The 21,899-nt window shown below is 44.3% G+C and carries 14 protein-coding genes and 2 pseudogenes; all 16 read left to right on the top strand.

All coding sequences use genetic code 11. The features are described from left to right. On the top strand, positions 1–966 hold a 966-nt coding region (locus C3B73_RS04700), incomplete at its 5' end, for a heavy metal translocating P-type ATPase (RefSeq protein WP_157939428.1). A 115-nt stretch (positions 967–1,081) separates the two neighbouring features. Then, positions 1,082–1,363 carry a DUF5676 family membrane protein gene (locus tag C3B73_RS04695; protein ID WP_103664476.1) on the top strand — a complete coding sequence of 94 codons (282 nt, stop codon included), beginning with the start codon at positions 1,082–1,084 and terminating at the stop codon, positions 1,361–1,363. Further along, the gene (locus C3B73_RS04690; RefSeq protein WP_103664475.1) at positions 1,360–1,809 is read left to right on the top strand and encodes a hypothetical protein; all 450 of its coding nucleotides are present in this window, start codon (positions 1,360–1,362) and stop codon (positions 1,807–1,809) included. Before C3B73_RS04695 ends, C3B73_RS04690 begins: the two co-directional genes overlap by 4 nt. A gap of 149 nt (positions 1,810–1,958) precedes the next feature. Continuing rightward, positions 1,959–2,423: a hypothetical protein gene (locus tag C3B73_RS04685; protein WP_103664474.1), complete on the top strand. Its 465-nt coding sequence runs from the start codon at positions 1,959–1,961 to the stop codon at positions 2,421–2,423. Between the two features lie 138 nt (positions 2,424–2,561). Further along, positions 2,562–3,911 carry a TolC family protein gene (locus C3B73_RS04680; RefSeq protein ID WP_198597278.1) on the top strand — a complete coding sequence of 450 codons (1,350 nt, stop codon included), beginning with the start codon at positions 2,562–2,564 and terminating at the stop codon, positions 3,909–3,911. Positions 3,912–3,924: 13 nt separating this feature from the next. Continuing rightward, on the top strand, positions 3,925–5,205 hold the full coding sequence (locus tag C3B73_RS04675; protein WP_232803003.1) for an efflux RND transporter periplasmic adaptor subunit: 1,281 nt from the start codon (positions 3,925–3,927) through the stop codon (positions 5,203–5,205). 43 nt (positions 5,206–5,248) lie between these two features. Further along, positions 5,249–8,353, top strand: coding sequence for an efflux RND transporter permease subunit (locus tag C3B73_RS04670; RefSeq protein ID WP_103664471.1), 3,105 nt, complete (start codon positions 5,249–5,251; stop codon positions 8,351–8,353). 65 nt (positions 8,354–8,418) lie between these two features. Further along, positions 8,419–8,739 (top strand): P-II family nitrogen regulator, encoded by a 321-nt coding sequence (locus tag C3B73_RS04665; protein WP_103664470.1) that lies wholly within the window; start codon positions 8,419–8,421, stop codon positions 8,737–8,739. Positions 8,740–8,903: 164 nt separating this feature from the next. After that, complete coding sequence (locus tag C3B73_RS04660) at positions 8,904–11,399, top strand: heavy metal translocating P-type ATPase (RefSeq protein ID WP_103664469.1); 2,496 nt, start codon at positions 8,904–8,906, stop codon at positions 11,397–11,399. Between the two features lie 30 nt (positions 11,400–11,429). Then, positions 11,430–12,644 (top strand): lipoprotein N-acyltransferase Lnb domain-containing protein, encoded by a 1,215-nt coding sequence (locus C3B73_RS04655; RefSeq protein WP_103664468.1) that lies wholly within the window; start codon positions 11,430–11,432, stop codon positions 12,642–12,644. Positions 12,645–12,848: 204 nt separating this feature from the next. Continuing rightward, entirely contained in the window at positions 12,849–13,262 is a 414-nt protein-coding gene (locus C3B73_RS14200) for a Fur family transcriptional regulator (protein ID WP_026166650.1), read from the top strand. A gap of 659 nt (positions 13,263–13,921) precedes the next feature. Beyond that, the gene (locus tag C3B73_RS04640; RefSeq protein WP_103664466.1) at positions 13,922–18,322 is read left to right on the top strand and encodes a CusA/CzcA family heavy metal efflux RND transporter; all 4,401 of its coding nucleotides are present in this window, start codon (positions 13,922–13,924) and stop codon (positions 18,320–18,322) included. A 22-nt stretch (positions 18,323–18,344) separates the two neighbouring features. Then, complete coding sequence (locus C3B73_RS04635; protein ID WP_103664465.1) at positions 18,345–19,544, top strand: efflux RND transporter periplasmic adaptor subunit; 1,200 nt, start codon at positions 18,345–18,347, stop codon at positions 19,542–19,544. A 72-nt stretch (positions 19,545–19,616) separates the two neighbouring features. Continuing rightward, positions 19,617–19,947: pseudogene (locus C3B73_RS14195) on the top strand (P-II family nitrogen regulator). A 61-nt stretch (positions 19,948–20,008) separates the two neighbouring features. Further along, positions 20,009–20,803 carry a cation transporter gene (locus C3B73_RS04625; protein WP_020403972.1) on the top strand — a complete coding sequence of 265 codons (795 nt, stop codon included), beginning with the start codon at positions 20,009–20,011 and terminating at the stop codon, positions 20,801–20,803. A 114-nt stretch (positions 20,804–20,917) separates the two neighbouring features. Further along, positions 20,918–21,896, top strand: a pseudogene (locus tag C3B73_RS14190) (arsenic resistance protein). Positions 21,897–21,899: the final 3 nt, after the last annotated feature.

The raw sequence follows: 21,899 nt of genomic DNA, 5'->3' as shown, positions 1-21,899 counted from the left end.
AATCGGTCTGCTTTTGAGCAGGCAAGAAACTTGGATTCCATTATCTTCGATAAAACCGGTACGCTAACCGAAGGAACCTTTACGGTAACCAATATTCTGAATTTTGGGGATGATCACTCCGATGAAGAGATACTTAAATATGCAGCTTCGCTGGAGAAAAACTCTGAACATCCACTTGCAAAAGGAATCCTCGAAAAAGCCGGCGAAACCTGGGAGCCGGATGAGTTTAATTCCATTACCGGAATGGGAATTGAAGGCAAGGTAAATGGAAAGTCAGTGAAAGTAGTAAGCCCCGGATATGTTCGGGAGCAGGAAATGGAATACCCAACAGCTGAAGTTGAAAAAGTATCATCCCAGGGAAAAACGGTCGTTTTTGTGATCATTGAAGATCAATTGACCGGAGCCATTGCTTTGGGAGATCAAATTCGAGAGTCGTCTAAGAATGCGATTCATGCACTGCACAAGATGGGTATTGAGTGCATCATGCTGACGGGCGATAATCAACAAACGGCCGATTATGTAGCTGGAGAACTAGGCATTGATCAGGTGTTTGCTGAAGTACTTCCGGATGAAAAAGCCGATAAGGTGAAGGAGGTTCAGGGGCAAGGAAAACTTGTGGCCATGACCGGAGACGGCGTCAACGATGCCCCCGCTTTAGCTCAGGCTGATGTTGGAATTGCTATCGGAGCCGGGTCAGATGTGGCTGTTGAGACCGGCGATATCGTACTGGTAAAAGATAACCCTGAAGATGTGACGGCACTTATTAAGCTCTCAAAATCTACCTACACAAAAATGGTCCAAAATCTGTGGTGGGCTTCTGGATATAATATCGGTGCCATTCCTTTGGCTGCCGGCGTCCTGTTTGCTTGGGGCATTATATTAAGTCCTGCAGTGGGAGCCATTCTGATGTCGCTAAGTACCGTCATTGTAGCTATCAATGCACGGTTATTGAAGCTCGAAAATTGAAGGATATAAAATGGAAACTAAGTTTTTCAAAAGATGGGTTCAAAACTGCGAATCTAACTTTAATATTTTCAGATCACTGAATAGTACATAAAACCAATAGAATAGAGGAGATACTATGGGAAAACTAAACATCAAGAAATTAGGAATAGCGGTTGGCGCAACAGGCGTGATTCTTTATCTGGGCTGTGCCTTGTTGATGATCGTGCTTGGCCAGCAAGGAACTATTTCCTTTTTTAACGCCCTCTTACACGGTTTTGATACGTCATCAATCATTCGAATGGATATTCCTTTGTGGGAATCACTTCTTGGAATTATTCTGACCTTCATTATAGGCTGGATATCTGGGGCAATAATCGCTGCCATATATAATGTTAGTCTAAACGATTCTGAGAATTGAACGTGATTAGTGAACCTACCAAAAAAGTTATTTTTTGGGCTTTTATCCTTAATACTATTTGGGAATTTGTTCAATGTGGCTTTCTATATGGCATGTGGGACTGGCCTTTTCTCAAGGCTACAGTTTGGATGTGGGGAGCTGTTTTAGGGGATATCATCATTGTATTAGGGCTATGGAGAGCCACCTCAATGCTGACTTCGTCCGTGCATCTGGAACCTCGTCTTGGTCGCAAAGGATATATTGTGCTTTTCGGCTTAAGCTTTGCAGCAAGTATTTTTCTTGAATGGGTTGCTATTTTTCTTAGCCTTTGGGAATATACATCTGCGATGCCAGAGCTAACTATTTTTTCTTATGAGGTTGGCTTATCGCCGATTGTTCAAATTACTGTTCTTCCCGCTCTGAGCATTTACCTTGCTTCAAAGCGAACTAAAATTTCACGTGTATAAAACATAAACAAGCTTCTAAAACTTATGGGCAATAACTACCTAAGGTTCAGTTTTTAAGTTTAACTGCAAAATTTGATATCTTTAAAACATAATTATGTAAGATGTTTTGTAGCTGATAGTCTATTATTAGTATTCACAAAATTTTAGCTTTGCTTAAAAAAATCCACAAAACAAAGATTTATAAAATCTCAGCACGACTTCTGCTGATCATATTTGCTATGCACGTGTTAAGTGTGCACAGTCTGGCAGAGTCATTGGTGTATTGTTTTGAAGATAATGGCGATGTAAATGTTGAATCAAAGGCAGAGCTTGGAATTTTCTTTAATAGTGAAGCCGAAGTCCACGAAAATGATGGTCATAATCACGAACAGGAAACGGTTTTTCACCAAGATAATGACCACCATCGGGATGTTCCTATTTCTTTACTCTGTGCCAAGGAAGACAAGCTAAATCGCTTTGACCAGCAAAAAACAGTCGCTGATCTTAAACGAGCTGTTTTTCAAAAAAGCGAAATCACTCCTGTCTCCCGTTCGGTTCAACAAACCATTTTCTTACCGCCGGTTATAGAAAATTCTATCACCACCAATCTACAGACCGTAGTACTTCTGAATTAGGCCATACAGCCCCTCCTATACCTAATTCACATTGAGAATGCCCTTCATATTCACAGGATCATAGTATCCAGTGCGCATTTCTCATAAATCTACAACAGCTAAAAAGCTGAATACTACATGTCAAAATATATCAAAACGATGCTGCTCATCGGCACGCTCGTGCTTGCTGCCGGTTGCGCCAGCGAACGAACGGTACTTCAAGCACCATCTGAAAGCACGCTTATAGAACATGAATCCGAGGACTATTCTTCTCAGATTCTAAACAGAAATTTAAACTCTTCGGCCAATTCGATTACTATTGGCGACACGCTGAGCTATCGAACGGCACTGGCTAAAACGCTCCTCGAAAACCCCGGTCTGCAAAGTTATGCCTGGCAAGTTCGGGTTAAGGAAGCCGAGCGCATTCAAGCTGCTTTGTTGCCCAATCCGGAACTGGAAGCCGAAATGGAAAACTTTGGAGGAACCGGCCCTTTTGAAGGCTATGATTCCAGGGAAACCACAATAAGGCTCAGCCAAAAAGTTCTCTTAGGGGCTGATCGGATGAAACGGAAACGACTGGCCGGTTTAAGCACTGAGCTCGCCGGGTGGGATTACGAAACCCAGCGTTTAAATACGCTCACCGGACTCACACAAGCTTATACGTCCGCTTTGGAAGCCCAACTGCAATGGGAACAACAAAAAGAGTTATTAGATGTTGCCCGACAATTTTATGAAAGCGTGTCGGCGCAAGTCGAAGCCGGGAAAGTTTCAAAACTGGAGCAGACCAAAGCACAGGTAGAACTCTCTCGTGCACGCATAGATCTGGAAAACAGGCGCAATGCGATGCAATCCGCTTTTACCACACTGGCCTCATTTTGGGGAAGTGATCAGGTTTCGTTTATGGCACTGTCAGGCGAATTAGAGATGCCGGATTCTATTCCAGACTACCAATACGTGGCCGAATTTATAGAGCGGAACCCGGATGTAGCTCGCTGGACTACCGAGATTCAGCAACGGGAAGCTTCCCTTTCGTATGAGCGATCCAAAGCCATTCCTGATATAAAAATCAGCGGCGGGTATCGCTGGATGGAAGATCTTGGAGCCGAAGCTGCTTTAGTAGGTGTCTCCATACCTCTTCCATTTTTTGACCGGAACCAGGGGAATGTAAAGGCAGCTCGCTATGAGCTCAACCGTGCGGAAACGGTGCGGGAGTCTGCCAGGATTGAGGTGCAAAAAGCCCTTCAAAATAGCTATAACAAGTTACAAGCTGCTTTATATGAGGCCGAACAACTTCAAGCTGAAGTCTTGCCCGGAGCCCAAACGGCTTATAAAGCTGCCCAAGCCGGCTACCGGCAGGGCAAGTTTGATTTTCTGGAAGTACTGGATGCCCAGCGAACTTTATTTACCAGCCGGACCCGCTACGTACAAGCGCTGGCTGAACTGAACCGTGCCATCGCACAAGTTGAGCGACTAATCGGCACGCCTTTGAATGAAATTTCTACCAACTAATTATTTGAACCCCATGAAACAGAGACTAAAAACAATGAAGATCATTAACGTATTACTTCCGGTGTGGATGTTGCTTTTGAGTGGAGTCGTTATAAGCGGCTGTAGTTCTCAAAATGAATCCACTCCTCAAACAGAAAACCATGCCACTGCTGATGAACACGGTAGTGAAGAAACACAACATACAGAGGAAGAAGGTGAACATTCGGAGGAAGAGAGTGAAGGACCCGGTGAAGTTCACCTTTCTGAAGAGCAAATGGCTTCCCTCAATATAAATGTAGATACCCTGAAAGCCGGAAGTGCAAGCTCCGTAATTCAACGGCCTGCCAGTGTGATGTACGATATGGATCGCATTGCAAAAGTGGGTCCGCGTATTGAGGCCAAAGTGGTTAAAGTGCTTAAAGATTTGGGGGATTACGTGGAAGAAGGCGAGCCCATTGCACAAATGAGCAGCGTTGGACTTGGCAAGATCAAAGCCAATTACATTCGTCTCAGAGCGGCCATGAAGAAGGAGGAAGCCCACTTTAAGCGTGAGCAAAATTTGTATGAACAGGATATCTCCAGTCAGGCTGAGCTGTTGCAGGCCGAATTGGAATATGAACAAGCGAAAGCAGAGCTTGATGCCGCCTCTGAAGCGTTGCGTTTATACGGATTATCCCATAATGATATCCAAAATATTAAGGCCGGAAGTGAGATTCCGCTTTCTTATTTCTACCTGAGCAGTCCCTTGAGTGGTACCATTCAGGAGCGAGACCTTTCTCCCGGACAGACTATAAGCCCCAGTGAAACGCCGGTTCATGTAGCCGACTTGTCTAAGGTTTGGGTGATGATAGACGGATATGAGCAAGATATTCGCTATCTGGAAACCGGACAGGGTGTTGAGCTTTCCATACGAAGCACTCCTGGAACCACCTTTGAGGGAACGACCGACTGGATCTCGTACGAGCTGGAAAAAGAAACCCGAACCATGCCCGTACGTGCGCTTTTTGATAATCCTGAGGGACAGCTCCGTGCCGGTATGTTTGGTACCGCTCGCATCTACACCAATTCAAAGGAAACCGCTGCGCTCATTCCGGTGGGTGCTGTTCAGCAAATCGAAGGCACCGACCGTGTTTTTGTGCCTGGTGAAGAGCCCGGAAGTTTTCGTCCGGTAGCCGTAACCCTTGGAAATGAACGAGATGGTTTCGTGGAAGTGCTTTCCGGTTTAACACCTGGACAAGCAGCCGTAGTTTCCGGGGCTTTTGACCTGAAATCAGCTCTTACCGCCGCAACCCGGAGTGCAGATCATGGCCACTAATGCAGATCGGATCAACAAAATTATCACCCTGAATATTTGACTTATGCTTGAACAAATAATTGATAAAGTATTAAAGAACCGGCTAACCATCTTTATTTTGGTAGCCGCGGTAGCGCTCTATGGCTACTTTTCATTTCGGGATGTACCCATAGATTCCTTTCCCGACGTATCACCCACACTCGTGCAGGTGTTTACTTCCAGTCCGGGCCTTTCTCCGGTAGATGTGGAAACCCAGATCAGTTATCCCATTGAGATCTCCATGTATGGTTTACCGAAGCTGGACCGGGTGCAAAGCACCTCCATTTTCGGGCTTTCCAGAGTGAATATTTACTTTGAGGAAGGAACCGATATTTACTTTGCCCGGCGACTAGTCAACGAACGACTGTCGCAGGCCAAAAACGAGATACCGGACGGACTTGGTGAACCCCAACTTGGCCCTATCACCACCGGCCTTGGAACGGTGTTGATGTATGAGGTCAAGAATAAAGAAGGCTACGATCACTCCCTCATGGACATTCGAACTGCTCAGGACTGGATCGTAAAACCGCAGCTGCGAACAGTACCCGGCGTAACCGGCGTACTGTCGATTGGCGGTGATGTTCGTCAATTCCAGGTCAAAGCTGATATGAACGCGCTGGTTTCCCGCGGTCTTACCCTTGAAGATCTCGAAGGCGCACTCAATAAAAATAATCGTACAGTTGGAGCCTCTTTTCTGGAACGCGGAGGAGAAGAATACCTGGTGCGCGGTTATGGCTGGATTCAACCCGATTCTGCCGGGATCAACGACATCAGGAATGTGATTGTATCTAACGAAAACGGCACTCCGGTGTATGTGAAAGATGTAGCTGAAGTGGCATTTGGCTCGGAAATCAAGCGGGGAACACTGGTTGCCAACGGGGAAGAATCGGTGGGCGGTTTTGTGTTGAAACTCATCGGAACCAACACACAGGACTTGCTGGCCGAAATGGATAATAAAGTGGATGCCATTAATAGCGCCCTCCCCGAAGGGATGATCATGGAAACCTTTTATTCTCAAGGTGAACTCGTAGAAAAAGCCGTGGGTACAGTTACCAATGCCCTCTACATCGGAGCCATTCTGGTGCTCATCGTGCTGTACTTTTTTATGGGAGATATCCGATCCACGTTGATCATTATTTCCACGGTTCCCATCGCCTTTTTGATTGCTTTCATAGGGATGAAATGGCTGGGTATATCGGCCAACCTAATGAGTCTTGGTGGACTGGCAATAAGCATCGGGATGATTGGTGACAGCGCCACGGTAATTGTGGAAAACACGTACAGGCTGCTTGAGGAGCGAAAAGAAGGAAATGTGTCCCTAACACGGATTGTGAGTGAAGCCGCGCGTGAAGTCATTCGACCGGTCTTTTTCGCTACCAGCATTATCATCATTGTATTTCTGCCACTCTTCTCGCTTGAAGGTGTGGAAGGAAAGATGTTCAAACCGCTGGCTTATACCATTACCTTTGCGCTGTTCGGAGCCATCTTTTTAGCGCTGACGTACATTCCTATTATCTCCAGCTTCATCCTTCCCGAAAAAGGCATGGACAAGGAACCCTGGTTGGTACGTACGCTCAAAAAATGGAGTGAACCGTTGATCGAGAAGACCTCCAAATATCCTAAAATGGTATTTGGTGCCGCTCTTGTTCTCTTTGCCGGAAGCATGGCCATCTTTCCGTTTTTAGGAACCGAGTTTCAGCCCACTTTACGAGAAGGTACCTACGCCGTTCGTTCGGTATTACCACCGGGGGCCAATCTTCCAACCACTACCGAATACTCCAAGCGGCTTCAGGAATCGATGCTAACCTTTCCTGAAGTAGAGAGTGTGTATTCGCGTGTTGGTCGCGCCGAAGTGGGTGGAGATCCTGAGCCGGTGAACGTGGTCTTCAACGTGGTGAATTTGAAACCGTTGGACGCATGGGAATGGGGACGTGATTACGAAGAACTTCAGACCGCGATGGCAGAAAAACTATCCAAGGATCTACCCGGCGTTTCTTCCAATTTCTCCCAACCTATTCAGCTTCGTACTGATGAGCTGCTAAGCGGCGTTCGGGCCCAAGTGGTTGTGAGTTTATATGGCGATGACCTGGATGTGCTGGCTGAAAAAGCCGGTGAAATCCAGGCCATTGCTGAAGGTGTGGAAGGAGCTGTAGATGTCCGCGCCCAGCAACAAGGCGGCAAGCCGCAAATCCTGGTTCGTCCGGATCGTGAGCAGTTGGCCCGGCTGGGAATTAGCATGGATGACTTCCTTAACACCGTAGAAACCGGAATCGGTGGTTCGGTAGCCGGGCAAGTGTTCGAAGGCATCCGCCGCTTCGATATCTTCGTTCGCCTCCAGGAATCTCAGCGAGCTCACATTGATCAGGTTCGTGATCTGCCTATCCGCACAGCTAAAGGAGCATTGGTTCCGCTGTCACAAATAGCCGATGTGGAAGTCTTTACCGGACCAAAGCAGATCTCCCGAAATAAAGCCAGTCGCCGAACCTATGTGCAGCTTAACGTGCGAGGACGAGACATGGGAAGCGTAGTCAGTGAAATTCAGCAAAAGGTGGCTGAGCAGGTCGAACTACCGGCAGGATATTTCACCGAATACGGCGGACAGTTTGAAAATCAACAGCGGGCGATGGCGCGGTTGTATGTAGTGGTTCCCATTACGCTGGGACTCATTTTTTTCATGCTGTTTTCCACCTTCAGTAGCTGGAAATACGCTGTGCTCATCTTCCTGAATATACCCTTTGCCACTATCGGTGGTATTGTAGCGCTTTGGGTGTCCGGTCTCTACTTGTCCGTGCCGGCAGCCGTGGGTTTTATCGCCATCTTTGGTATCGCGGTACTCAATGGCGTGGTGCTGGTTTCCTACATCAACCAACTTCGGGAGGAAGGACTTGAAACCCACAAGGCAGTTGTTAAAGCCGCCTTGTTACGGCTACGCCCTGTACTCATGACGGCCTTAACCACCGGTCTCGGACTGATTCCGTTGCTACTGGCAAACGATATCGGCTCGAATGTGCAACGTCCTCTGGCAGCCGTGGTAGTTGGTGGTCTGGTAACATCGACTCTGCTTACACTGGTGGTATTACCCACTATCTACAAGTGGTTCGCTGAACCAGTAGAACACGTTGAACTGTAATTATAAATAGATACAAACCTTCAAGGTATTTGAAACCTTGGAGGTTTCATTAAAACCAACTTACTATGAAAGAGATTAAAGCATTTATTCGTACCAACATGATTGATTACGTTATTGATGGACTTGAAGCCTTAACTGAACCACCAGGTGTTACCTTGTCGGATGTACGGGGTTGGGGGCACGTTAAAGCCGAAGATAAAGCACGGCTCACCAACCGCATAAAACTGGAAACCGTTGTTCCCGATGAACGGGTTGCTGAAATTATTGATACGATCATCCAAAAAGGAAAAACGGGCAATTCGGGTGATGGCAAAATCTTTATATCCGAAGTAGATAAAGCTATAAGAATTCGAACTGGGGAAATCGACGATGAAGTGATTCGATAGGCTAAAATTACATCACTTTATACCCCGAGATTGCTGCCATTTGACCGTGGCAGTAGTCTTTAAACGATGAATAGCAAGTTTTAGAATGCACCGTTACAGCTATTTATGAATTGTATTGGGATGATCCCCAATTCAGTTCTTTTTTTAACTTAAACTTAATAACTATGGAAAAACTAACACTTGATATACCTGTAATACTACCTGACATCCCTGATCATAAGGATAAATGTGTAAGTCGGCTTATTGGAACTCTTGAAGGACGGGATGGAGTGGATCGGGTACATATTAAAACAGATGAAAGTAAAGAACCAAAACTCTGTATTCACTTTGATCCCGAAACGATATCACTTAAAAAAATAAAAACCCTTGCTCAACAGACCGGTGCGAAACTTCATGATATATTTGGGCACATGTTAGTGAAAGTGAACGGTATTCGTCATTCCAGACACGCCCGATCAATTACTCGGCAACTCAGAGATGTGGATGGAGTTGTAGATGCTTACGCGAGCGCCACAGGCTGGATCAGGCTGGAATATAAAAAGGGTGATATTAGCAGGGAGAAGCTTACGAAAATAATTAGAGAGACTGGGTTAGATATTGAGAAGTTTTCCGAAGAACTTCAGGACGTAAAAGAAAATAATGAGGAGACAAATGGTAAAGAGAAAAAACCGGAGACAGATCATGAGCACTCACATAAAGAAGAAGATTCGCACGACCACGATCACGGTGGCATCTTTGGCGAAAAAACCGAGCTGATCTTCTCGCTGATATGCGGTAGCTTGCTCGGCATAGGATTCGGCCTCTCCTATGTGAGCACGTTGCCCGGCTGGGTCTCGCTTGCACTATATGTGAGCTCCTACTTCTTTGGTGGATTCTACCTGGTGCAGGAAGCTTACACCGAAGTAAAAGCCGGAAATTTCGAGATTGATTTCCTGATGCTGGTTGCCGCGATTGGAGCTGCAATCCTTGGGGAGTGGGCTGAGGGGGCGCTTCTGCTTTTCTTGTTCAGCCTTGGACATTCCCTGGAACACTATGCTATGGGTCGGGCACGAGATGCCATCAAAGGGCTTTCTGACCTTGCGCCAAAAACCGCTCTGCGAAAAAAAGATGGAACCACCGAAGAGGTATCTGTTGAGGAGTTGCAGGTTGGAGATGTTATTGTGATCAAACCGAACAGTAAAATTTCCGCCGACGGGGTAGTTATCAATGGCGAGAGCAGCGTCAACCAGGCACCCATCACCGGCGAAAGCGTGCCCGTAGACAAGATGGAATATGACGATCCTGAATCCATCGATGAAGATGCAGATTCTATTGACGATAAGCACCGCGTGTTTGCCGGCACCATCAATGGAAATGGAAGTCTGGAGGTAAAGGTGACAAAACTTTCCAAAGATTCCACACTTTCTCGCCTGATCAAGCTGGTTAACGAAGCCGAAGCTCAGAAGTCGCCGACCCAACAGTTCACCGACAAATTTGAAAAGTATTTTGTACCGTCCGTGTTAGTATTAGTGGTGATATTGAATTTTGCTTTTCTGGTTATAGATGAATCTTTTTCAGCAAGTTTTTATCGGGCCATGGCGGTTCTTGTGGCAGCAAGTCCCTGTGCACTGGCTATTTCTACGCCCAGCGCAGTGCTTAGCGGTGTAGGACGAGCCGCAAGAGGTGGAGTTCTGATAAAAGGCGGTCGCCCCCTTGAAAACCTTGGAATATTAAAGGCGTTAGCTTTTGATAAAACCGGAACCCTCACAGAAGGCGAGCCCAGACTTACTGATGTGATCACCTTTGGTGATACGGAGGAAAACGAGTTGTTAAAAGTAGCTGTAGCTGTAGAAAGTTTAAGTGATCACCCCCTCGCTGATGCCGTGGTGCGTGATGGAAAAGAGAAGTTAGGGGAAACTGATTTTCCCGAAGCCGAAGATCTTGAATCCATTACAGGGCGGGGAGTAAAAGCAACGATTAAAGATATAACAGTGTATATCGGGAATGCGGAGCTATTTGAAGAGGCCGATGGCATTAAACTCTCTGAAGACCTTAAACGAAGTGTAGAAGAATTGGAAGGAGAAGGGAAAACGACTATGATTGTTCGTCATGGTGATCGATATCTTGGTATGCTTGGGCTGATGGATACCCCACGAGAGGATGCCAAGGAGGTTATTCAAAAACTGCGGGACATGGGCTTGACACACCTGATCATGCTTACGGGCGACAATCAGCGGGTGGCCGATGCTATTGCTAAAGAGATCGGTATCGACGACCCAAAAGGTAATTTACTGCCTGAAGACAAGGTGGAAGCTGTCAAAAAGCTTCGTGAAGAGGAAGGCGACGTAGCGATGGTAGGCGATGGCGTCAACGATGCTCCGGCCATGGCCAACAGCACAGTGGGCATTGCTATGGGAGCAGCCGGATCAGATGTGGCCCTTGAAACAGCCGATGTAGCTTTAATGGCCGACAAGATTTCCGTTCTTCCGTTTGCTATCGGACTGAGCCGCAAAACCAAATCGATCATCAAGCAGAACCTGTGGATCAGCCTGGGTATGGTGGCTCTGCTTGTGCCAGCTACGATTTTTGGCCTGAGCATGGGTTGGGCAGTCATCGGCCACGAAGGGTCAACAGTAGTTGTGGTATTTAATGCGTTGAGGTTGTTAGCTTACAAATCCTAACCTATTCAAAGATAAATTAGCTCGGCCAATATGTTGCACACTATAACTAAAGCAGTAAGCTTTTTCCTGATACTATTTATTGCAGCAACTTCTTCTGTAGACGCCGGGCAACCTAAACTTTCGCCGGAAGCTCAGGTCAGTCTCCTTACGACTTCTTCCGGTGCTGAATTGTACACTTTGTTTGGCCATACTGCCTTGCGCATTTACGACCCGGAAGCAGGTGTAGATCGCGCATATAATTATGGTACTTTTGATTTCAACGCTCCAGGGTTTTATTGGAAATTTGCCCTCGGCGATCTGCGATATTTTCTTTCGGTGAACAAGTTTGAGAATGCAAAAAAAGCATATTTGAATGACGGCCGCATTATTACTGAACAGCGATTAAATCTAACAGAGAATCAAACCAAACGCTTGTATGATTTTTTGGAGAATAACGCCCGGCCCGAAAATCGATATTATTCCTATGAGTTCTTCTATGATAACTGTACCACCCGGATCTATGAGGCTGTCAAGGCAGTAGCTGGGGATTCAATCCATTTTCAAGAGCCGCAAAATTCGGCAAAGAATAGTTTTCGGCAGTTTATTAATCCCTACGTGAAATCCGTTTCCTGGGTAAAATTTGGGATTAACTTGCTGTTGGGTACTCCCGCCGACCGCAACCCACCCGAGTCGGAAACGCTGTTCTTACCCGACCTGTTAAAAGAGGGATTTTCACACGCTCGGATACAGCAAGCTGATACAAGTCTTGCCTTGGTTTCAGAGCAGAGATTTTATGCTCCTCAGAAACGGTCTGTCATTAGTCCTGCGAGAGTAAGCCCCACTTTAAGCTTTTGGTTTTTGCTGATTACAAGCCTGCTTGCCGGGTTTTTCTATAGAACTAATCACACATTCTGGTTTTGGTTCGACCGTCTGTTATTCGGGATAATTGGGTTGATTGGAGTGTTGATCATTTTTTTGTGGTTTTTTTCTTCGTATCCCTCAACCAAATGGAATTGGAATATAGTGTGGTCTGCCCCGGCTTTGTCGGCCTTTATATTTTCTTTTATGGGCAGAAAACGACTTTCAGAAAATTATAAAGTGTTTTTGGTACTATATGCAGCTATTCTTCTGCTCTTTCTCCTAAGCTGGTCATTTATTCCTCAACAGATCCCCTCTGCAATTTTGCCTCTTCTTTTTTTGTTGGGATTTCGGAGTATTAAAAAGCAATCCGAATCAGTAAATCAGGAAATGGTCAATGTGTTATAGCTTGCCAATCTTTCACTTATTTAGAATTTTGGAAACGAAAGATAACTGCCCCGAACCCATATATTTATGTCAAAATTACCAAATATGAGTTTCAAAGATTTTAGTGGTAGTTTATCATAGAATTGATATGATTTATACCGGCGATTCGCCCTTTGTATAAATATTACTTGTACACATTAATCAACGAATATTATTTCAATAAAGATGACTATTCATGAAAAAAGATTGCAGAGCAGAGATATACAACCGACCGCTATGCGCATGCGGATTCTTCTTTTCATGGCTGAAACTAAGTCGGTAATAAGCCTATCAGATCTTGAAGAAAAGTTTACCCATGCAGATCGAACAACGCTTTATCGTACCTTAAAAACATTCTTAGAACATGGTTTGGTGCATCAAATAAACGATGCAAGTGGGATAACTAAATATGCCCTTTGTTCTGAAAACTGTACCTGTTCGTACCCGGATGATGTGCACGTTCATTTTTATTGTTTATCCTGTGAACAAACATTTTGTTTTCCACATCTTGGCATTCCTAACTACGATCTGCCCGAAAATTTTACTCCATCCAACGGCAATTTTGTGATAACCGGGAGTTGTCCTTCCTGTTCTTCCTGATCTTTGCAATTGAGTTGCATTACAAATAATCCTTATTATCTGCATTCTACTTAATCACAATATTTCCCCTTAAAGAATTGTATTTTTTCAGAGCATACATACGTAATCTGAATGTTGCGACAATCGCATCTTTTCTTTTTTCATGGGCAGGGTTTTTCTTTTTTCTACCCTTAAGTGTTTCTGTATTAGCAAGTACTCATGATGTTTCCTCTACCTACAACTTAGATAAAGGCTGTTTTGAAATTGTATTACAACATTCAGAAGAGACTAATTCAGGGTACAAAACAGTTGAAAAAAAGCACCATCAATTTCAAAATCAGTGCTGCTATGATGATGCACTGTTAAGAAATGAGTGCCCGGACTGTAAGTTTATGTTTCCAATCATTCCTTATTTGTTTGGGAACTATGGTGAACCTGTTTTTCAAATTACGTTACCTGTATATCTAAAAGACAACTTATCCCCTCCAATAACTCTTAAAGTTATTAAAGTCACACAACTTCTGATTTAATACCTGCCTTTCTCTATTTAGCAGAAACAAATTCTGCCCCATCCATTTTTTTCAACGAGCTGTTTAACCTCTGGTCATTCTGTGGTTTCAGCCAAAGTATTTGAAAAAGATCGGCATCAAAGACTAATCTATATTCACTCAGCTGTAAACATGATCAACAAAATTATTGCCTTTTCGATTAAGAACAAGTTTATCATCGGCTTGTTTATCCTGTCTCTAATAGGAGTAGGATTATATTCTATGATGACCATTAATCTAGGTTCGGTTCCTGATATTACAAATAATCAGGTACAGGTGATTACGGTATCGGAAAATCTATCTACCGAAGACATTGAACAATTTGTAACCTATCCCGTGGAGCTTGCCATGGGTAACCTGCCAGGAGTAACTGAAATCCGTTCGGTATCCCGATTCGGGTTATCCGTGGTTACCATCGTTTTCGAAGATGATATGGGTACCTATTTACCCCGGCAACTGGTACAGGAAAAACTCAGTGAACTGGGCGAAACGATCCCCGAGAATTTTGGAAGTCCATCCATGGGGCCCATTTCAAGTGGATTAGGCCAAATTTACGAGTACTCCATTCAGGTGGACCCTGCATATGAAGATCAATATACGCCTGATGAATTGCGCACAATACAAGATTGGATTATTAAGCGCCAAATGGTGCTCCTGGAAGGGGTTATAGAGGTCAACTCCTTCGGTGGAGGCATCAAACAATATGAAGTAGCCATAAGTCCTGATAAACTAAATGCAATGGGAGTTAGTATTTCAGAAGTATATGAGGCAATGTCCAGGAATAATGTAAATACCGGCGGGGCCTATATCGAGAAAAACAAGATGGCTAATTTTATTCGTGGCGAAGGATTGATACGCAGCCTTGAAGATATAGAAAACATTGTAGTCAAGAACGAAAACGGACTACCCATCCTAATCAGAGATGTAGCAGAAGAGGTTACCTTTGGAACTCAAATTCGTTATGGAGCTTTTACTCAGGATGGTGAGGAAGCAGTAGGTGGCATTATTATGATGCTGAAAGGCTCAAACCCGAATGCAACCATTCAAAACGTTCAGGATAGAATTGCTGAAATTCAAAAGTCACTGCCTGAAGGTATAAAGATTGAGCCTTTCCTTGATCGAAGTGCTCTTATTGAACGAACCACCAGTACAGTTACCACAAACCTGGTGGAAGGTGCATTGATTGTAGTTTTCGTTTTGGTAATACTCTTAGGAAGTTTACGCGGAGGGTTAATAACCGCCTCACTTATTCCGCTTTCCCTTCTTTTTGCTTTTATAATGATGAAGGCCACCGGGGTGTGGGCCAATCTAATGAGCCTTGGAGCCATCGACTTCGGTATTATTGTTGATGGAGCCGTAATTATAGTGGAAGGCACGGTTCATGAAATTGAAAAAAGGGTGAAATCCGGAAAACGTGCTTTTAGTAAAACACAGATGAATGAAATTGCCTACAAGGCAAGCAGCACCATGATGAATGCTGCCTTCTTTGGACAGTTGATCATCCTTATTGTATTTGCCCCTATCCTGTTTCTGGAAGGAGTAGAAGGTAAGATGTTCCGTCCTATGGCATTCACCTTTGGGTTTGCTGTATTAGGTGCTATTATTTTATGTCTTACCTATGTACCAATGGTCTCGGCACTGTTTATGAAACCCTCACAAAATAGAAAGGGATGGTTTGCCCGGTTCGAGCGAGGCCTCGATCGGGTCAGCAACAAACTTATATCCTTTATTCAGAAGGGCTACGATCCGGTTATCCAATGGTCGTTAAAGCGAAAACCTGTTGTGATTGTAGCTGCCATACTGCTTTTTGGCGGTGCGATGTTCACCTTTTCGAGAATGGGAGGTGAATTTATTCCACAACTGGATGAGGGAGATATTGCCATGCAAGCCCTATTCCGTCCGGGCAGTGGATTATCAGAGGCGATCGATCAATCCAAGAAAATTGAGACGACACTGCTGGAAGAATTTCCAGAGATAGAAACAGTAACAGCTCGAATTGGGGTAGCTGATATTCCCACTGATCCTATGCCCATGGACATTGCCGACATGTACATCATTCTGGACAAGAATAAAGAAAACTGGATCTCTGCCGAATCTAAAGAGGAGCTGATAGAAAAAATAAAGAGTAAACTCGATCAGACCATGATAGGTGTGAATTTCGTTTTTACCCAGCCGGTAGAGCTTAGGTTTAACGAACTTTTGGAAGGTGTTCGAGAAGATATCGCCGTAAAGCTATACGGAGACGACATAGATGTATTGGCTGAGAAAGTTCAGGAAATGGCTCAAATTATTCAAACTATTCCAGGGGTGGGTGATGTGAGTCCCGAACGTACGGCTGGACTACCTCAAATGACCGTTAGGTATGACCGGCAAAAAGTGGCTCAATATGGACTGGATATCACGAAGCTCAATCAATACGTAAGTTCAGCTTTTGCCGGAGGTGTTGCTGGAGTTGTATTCGAAGGCGAAAGACGATTTGATCTTGTGATCCGCTTTGATGAAGCTCATCGTACTGGCATTGAGGATATTCGCAATCTGTATGTAGATCTGGAAAACGGTGCACAGGTGCCGGTTAAAGAAGTGGCGGATATCAGTTATCAGCCGGGGCCTATGCAGATCTCGCGAGATAACACCTTTCGCAGGAGCTATGTTGGTGTGAATACACGCGGGCGGGATGTGGAATCGGTGGTTTTGGATATTCAAGAAAAACTGGAGGCCGAATTGAATCTGCCGCCGGGTTATTACATTACTTATGGGGGTGAATTTGAGAATCTGCAACGGGCCAAGAACCGATTGGCTATTGTAGTGCCTATAGCCCTGTTTCTTATCTTTGTGCTGCTGTACTTCGCACTAAAATCGTTCTCACAGTCGGTAATGATCTATCTGGCTATTCCCCTGGCTTCTATTGGAGGTGTCTTCTTCCTGGCTTTACGTGGAATGGACTTCAGTATTTCTGCCGGAGTTGGTTTCATTGTATTGTTCGGAGTGGCTGTGCTAAACGGCCTTGTGCTCGTCAGCCGGTTTAATTCATTAAAAATCGAAGGTGTTATGGATTTACAAGAACGAATTTTGACAGGTACCAAAGAGCGACTTCGCCCCATTTTATTGACCGCTACGGCGGCTATTATGGGTTTTCTTCCGATGGCGTTTTCAACAACAGCCGGTGCTGAAGTACAGCGGCCGCTGGCCACTGTTGTAATCGGCGGGTTGATTAGCGCCACGCTGCTTACGTTGGTCGTGCTGCCCATCCTTTATGCGTACATAGAAAAGCGTAAAATGAGAAAACACAAGCCGGGTAGTACTTCTATGGCCTCCGTTGTGTTGCTGATTATTGGTGGAAGCCTGCTGCTTTCTCCCGATTCTGTACAGGCTCAGGAACAGGTGCTGAATGATACCCTCCCGCAAATTGCGCTGGATCAGGCCGTTCAAAAAGCGATAGCAAATTATCCTTCTCTTGAGGCAGCCAGGCTTGGAATTGACAACAGGAAGGCTCTTCAAAAAACAGCCTGGGACTTTGGCGATACGAACCTCTTTACCGGAGGTGAAGAGTTCGGCAACGGTTCGGACGGTGTTACTACAAAATTTGGCATTCAGCAGCAGTTTGATCTGTTCGGTGTTTTACCAAGGCTAAATCATCGGAATGAACAAACAGAACTTGCCAGGCTGAACTATGAATTGTCTGAGTTAGAGCTCAGGCTCCGGGTAAAGCAGGACTGGTCAACGGTTTTCATCGCTAAACAACAATATGAGATCTATAATCGCCTGAACCAGCAATTCAGGGATATTGCTAGGGCTGCGGAAATAAAATTTGAAACGGAGGAAATTTCCCGGCTGGGATATCTTAATATCATGAATCAGGCCAACCAAATTACCATACAAACAGAACAAGCCTTCCGCGATTATGGGGCTGCTGTTCGAGCTTTTAACAAATGGTTTGAGGGGGACTCGTTATACACGGTTCAAAGTGTTTCAGCCGAACAGCTTGTTCAACCTTTACAGGTAGATTCTACATTCGACCATCCGCTGATTGCTTTATATCAACAAAAAATTGACGTGGCGGAAGCATCGATTAAAGAACAAAGAAGTCAGTTTTTACCAAGTTTTCAAGCCAGTTATGGCTGGCAGGAAATAGCTGGGCAAGGTGGCTTTAATTCCTATGAGATCGGGATCAGACTTCCGGTATTCTTCTGGTCTAAGGCCGGGAAAACTCAATCCGCCCGGATTGAACGAAATATTGCCCGTCAAAACCTAGACCAGGCTCAGAGAGAATTCAACAGTACCTATAACAGTATCCGGGAAAATTATCAGAAATGGTTGCGCTCGTGGGAATATTATCGACAGGAAGCACTCCCTCTTGCCAAAGAACAACAGCAAGGTGCCATCACCTCTTATGAAGAAGGAGCCATAGACTATGTGGCTTTCTTTCAAAGCATCAGAGATGCCATTCGCATTGAAATCGACTCATGGAATGCATTTGGCAATTATCTGAATAGCCATTTCCAATTAGAATACTACCTCAACAAAACTCAATAACAGATTTTAAATCAACAAAAAAATGAATAAATCTAATTTATATATAATTTTATTGGCTGTCCTTGCATCTGTTTTTACAGCCTGCGGCGAGATCAATAGCGATGAAAAAGAACAAGAAGCAACAGAACTTGCCGGTGTGGCTGAGGCAGAAGAAAACATGGTTCATCTGTCGGAACTGAAGTTCAACAGCCTTGGAATGAAACTGGATACTTTGTCCCTGCGCTTTCTCTCAGAGAGCGTAGAAGCAAATGGTCAGCTGGAAGTTCCCCCGCAGCATGAGGCAAGCGTAACTGCGGTTTTGGGAGGTAATATTGGTTCCATAGAAGTTATTGAGGGAGATCAGGTGTCAAAAAATCAGACTATTGCCTTCCTTTCCCATCCTAATTTAACCAAAGTCCAAACTGAATACGTACGGTTGTATCAGCGCATGTTGTATTTAGATCATGAATTTAAGCGACAAGCAAGGTTATATGATGAAAAGGTAGGCTCCGGCCAAACTTACCAACAAACTAAAGCCGAATACGAATCAGTTAAGGCGGAGGTCAAAGGTTATGAGGCTCAGCTGAATCAGCTTAACCTGGACGTTGAACAAATACAAGACGGCGATATTTATTCGTCGGTGCCGGTAGTAAGCCCTATTGATGGGTACATCGAAAAGGTTCAGATTCAAATCGGTCAGTACGTTGATCCCCAAACAATCATGTTTGAAATTGTGGATAACGAACATGTTCATGCCGATTTGATGGTCTTTGAAAAAGATGTGCACAAAGTTAAAAGGGGCCAATCCATCTCTTTTACTGTACAGTCAGTACCGGATCAAATACTTACAGCTACCATTTACTCTGTAGGCAAACAATTCGAACAAAATCCTAGGGCAGTGCATGTGCACGGCGAAATTGATCAGAAAGAAAACTTCCTGATTCCCGGGATGTATATCAACGGCACGATTCACACTTCAGAGACTAAAGCCTTTGCTTTGCCTGAGAATGCCATTGTTGAGGACGAGGGTAAAACCTACCTATTCACCGCAGAACAACAAGAGGAAAACGGAAATACCGAATGGTCTTTCACTCCGGTAGAAATTATGACCGGCATTGAGGAAGATGGTTGGGTTGAAGTGAAGTTGTTAGAACCATTGCCGGATGGAGCACGAGTAGCTTGGAACAATGCCTATTACCTGATCTCTGAAATGAAGAAAAGCCAGACTTCCGACGATGATTAACAAAAACTTTCCGGCAAAGCCATATTCATGTTTTTATGGCTTTGCCGGGGTTAATGCATAACACATAATATTATGAAAGAAATAAAAGCCTTTATAAAACCAAACAGAGTAGAAAATGTAGTTGCAGCACTCCAAGAAGCAGGACATGAAAGTGTTACGCTTTCCAAAGGAGAAGGTACCGGAGCATACAAACAGAAAGATGCGTCCCCATCGCTGGATTTTCACTTTACGGACAGTCCAGTCGTAAAATTAGAAGCTGGTATGTCAATGCAAAGAATCCGATAACGTTGTTCAACTTATCTGCGCCAATGCCAAAACACCGGAACGCGGTGACGGCATCATTTACGTTACAGATATTCAAAAAGCGTTTAGGATTAAAACCTGTGAGCCTTTTGAGGGGTAAGGAACAGGTGATTCTTTGTCACAGTTAAGTTGAAGATGAAAATAATCCCATATATTCAACCATGAAAAAATCCACATTTAATATTCCACAAATGGACTGCTCAGCCGAAGAGCAAATGATTCGAATGAGGTTGGAAGAGTTTGAAGATATTAAATCTCTAAACTTTGATATCCCGAATCGTACATTAGAAGTGTATCACGAAAATAGGCTTAATGAGATTGAGAAAGCCCTTGACTCCCTGAGTTTGGGTTCTAAATTGAATTCAACAAAAGAGGCTCAAATGTCGCCTTTCGCTTCTGATGAGCAGCAACAAAAGAACATTCTATGGTGGGTTTTAGGGATCAACTTTCTCTTCTTTATCATTGAAATGACAGCCGGATGGATTATCAATTCTATGGGGCTGATTGCAGACTCACTAGATATGCTGGCAGATTCATCCGTATATGCGCTCAGCCTTTTTGCTGTTGGAGCAGCGGTAGCAAGAAAAAAGAAAGTAGCAAAAATTAGCGGCTATCTTCAGATGGGTCTGGCATCACTGGGATTTCTTGAAGTACTGCGGAGGTTTCTTGGAGTGGGTGAAATGCCCGACTTTCATTGGATGATCATTATTGCTTCAACGGCTCTTGTTGCAAATGTTTTTACCTTATGGCTTATCAATAAAGCGAAAAGCAAAGAAGCACACATGCAGGCAAGCACAATTTTTACCTCCAATGATATTATTGTAAATGGTGGTGTAATTTTGGCCGGAATTCTTGTTTATGCACTGGATAGCAGGTGGCCGGATCTGCTCATCGGAGCTATTGTGTTTAGTTTTGTCATGAGAGGAGCAGTAAGAATTTTGAAACTCTCGAAATAAAAGATTATGAGACTAAATTAACGACAAAAGACGATGAAAAACCATCTTTTATCTTTTCGATCAATTTCGGCGTTCTCACGACAGGACTTCTGGAAATGAGCGGAGTATATTAGTATGAATTCGATTAACAGATATCAGTCACTTATTATAGCGCTGGCAGTCATTGCAGGTTTGCTGGCTGGGCAGGTGGAAACAGTGGCATCGGTTGCCGGATATGTGATCGTCCCTTTTTTAATGCTCATGCTATTTGGGCTATTTCTTAACATCCCGATCAACGATCTGCTGAAGAGCTTTTCCAATTTAAAATTCTTTTCAGCAAACCTGGCCATCAATTTTCTCTGGACACCCTTTTTTGCCTGGGTACTGGGCTACCTGTTTCTTCAGGATCACCTAAGCCTTTGGATAGGTTTTGTCATGTTGATGATAACCCCCCTGTACGGATTGGTACCTGATTTTTACCGGTATTGCAAAAGGAAATACGACGCTTAGTGCCTCTGTGCTTCCTCTGAACCTGATTTTACAGGTGATTTTATTACCCGTGTTTTTACTACTCTTTTTTGGTGCATCCGGTTCGGTGAACCCGGCATTTCTGTTTGAAAGTATCGGCCTTGTGTTGATCGTACCCTTTGTTGCAGCGCAAGTCACAAAATATCTGCTCCACAGGTTCAAGCAATCCGTATTTCTTGAAACCAAGCTGCTGCCTTTTTTTTAGCTATCTCAGGTACTATTTCTTGGGTTAGCGATCATGGCTATGTTTGCATCTCAGGGTGATTACCTTCTTCAAAACATCAAAACTGTTCTTATTCTGCTGATCCCCCTAATGATATTTTTCGCCATAAATTTCCTGGTGAGTCGCTTTACAAGTTATCTGCTCCATTTTGATTATGAAGATTCGGTCAGCTTAAACCTTACCACACTTGCAAGAAATTCACCCATTGCATTGGCGATAGCTCTTACAGCTTTTCCCGACAGTCCCCTGGTAGCACTGGCTTTAATCGTTGGGCCTTTGATAGAATTACCGGTGCTGGCTTTGATATCTCAATTATTACTGAAAATCAGAGATAGCAGAGTTTCGGAAATCACAAAATCATGAAAA

It is taken from the genome of Gracilimonas amylolytica (assembly GCF_002911695.1).
GTDB classification, from domain to species: Bacteria; Bacteroidota; Rhodothermia; order Balneolales; family Balneolaceae; genus Gracilimonas; species Gracilimonas amylolytica.
Note: the sequence above shows the minus strand (reverse complement) of the source record. Positions and strands in the feature narration are given on the sequence as shown.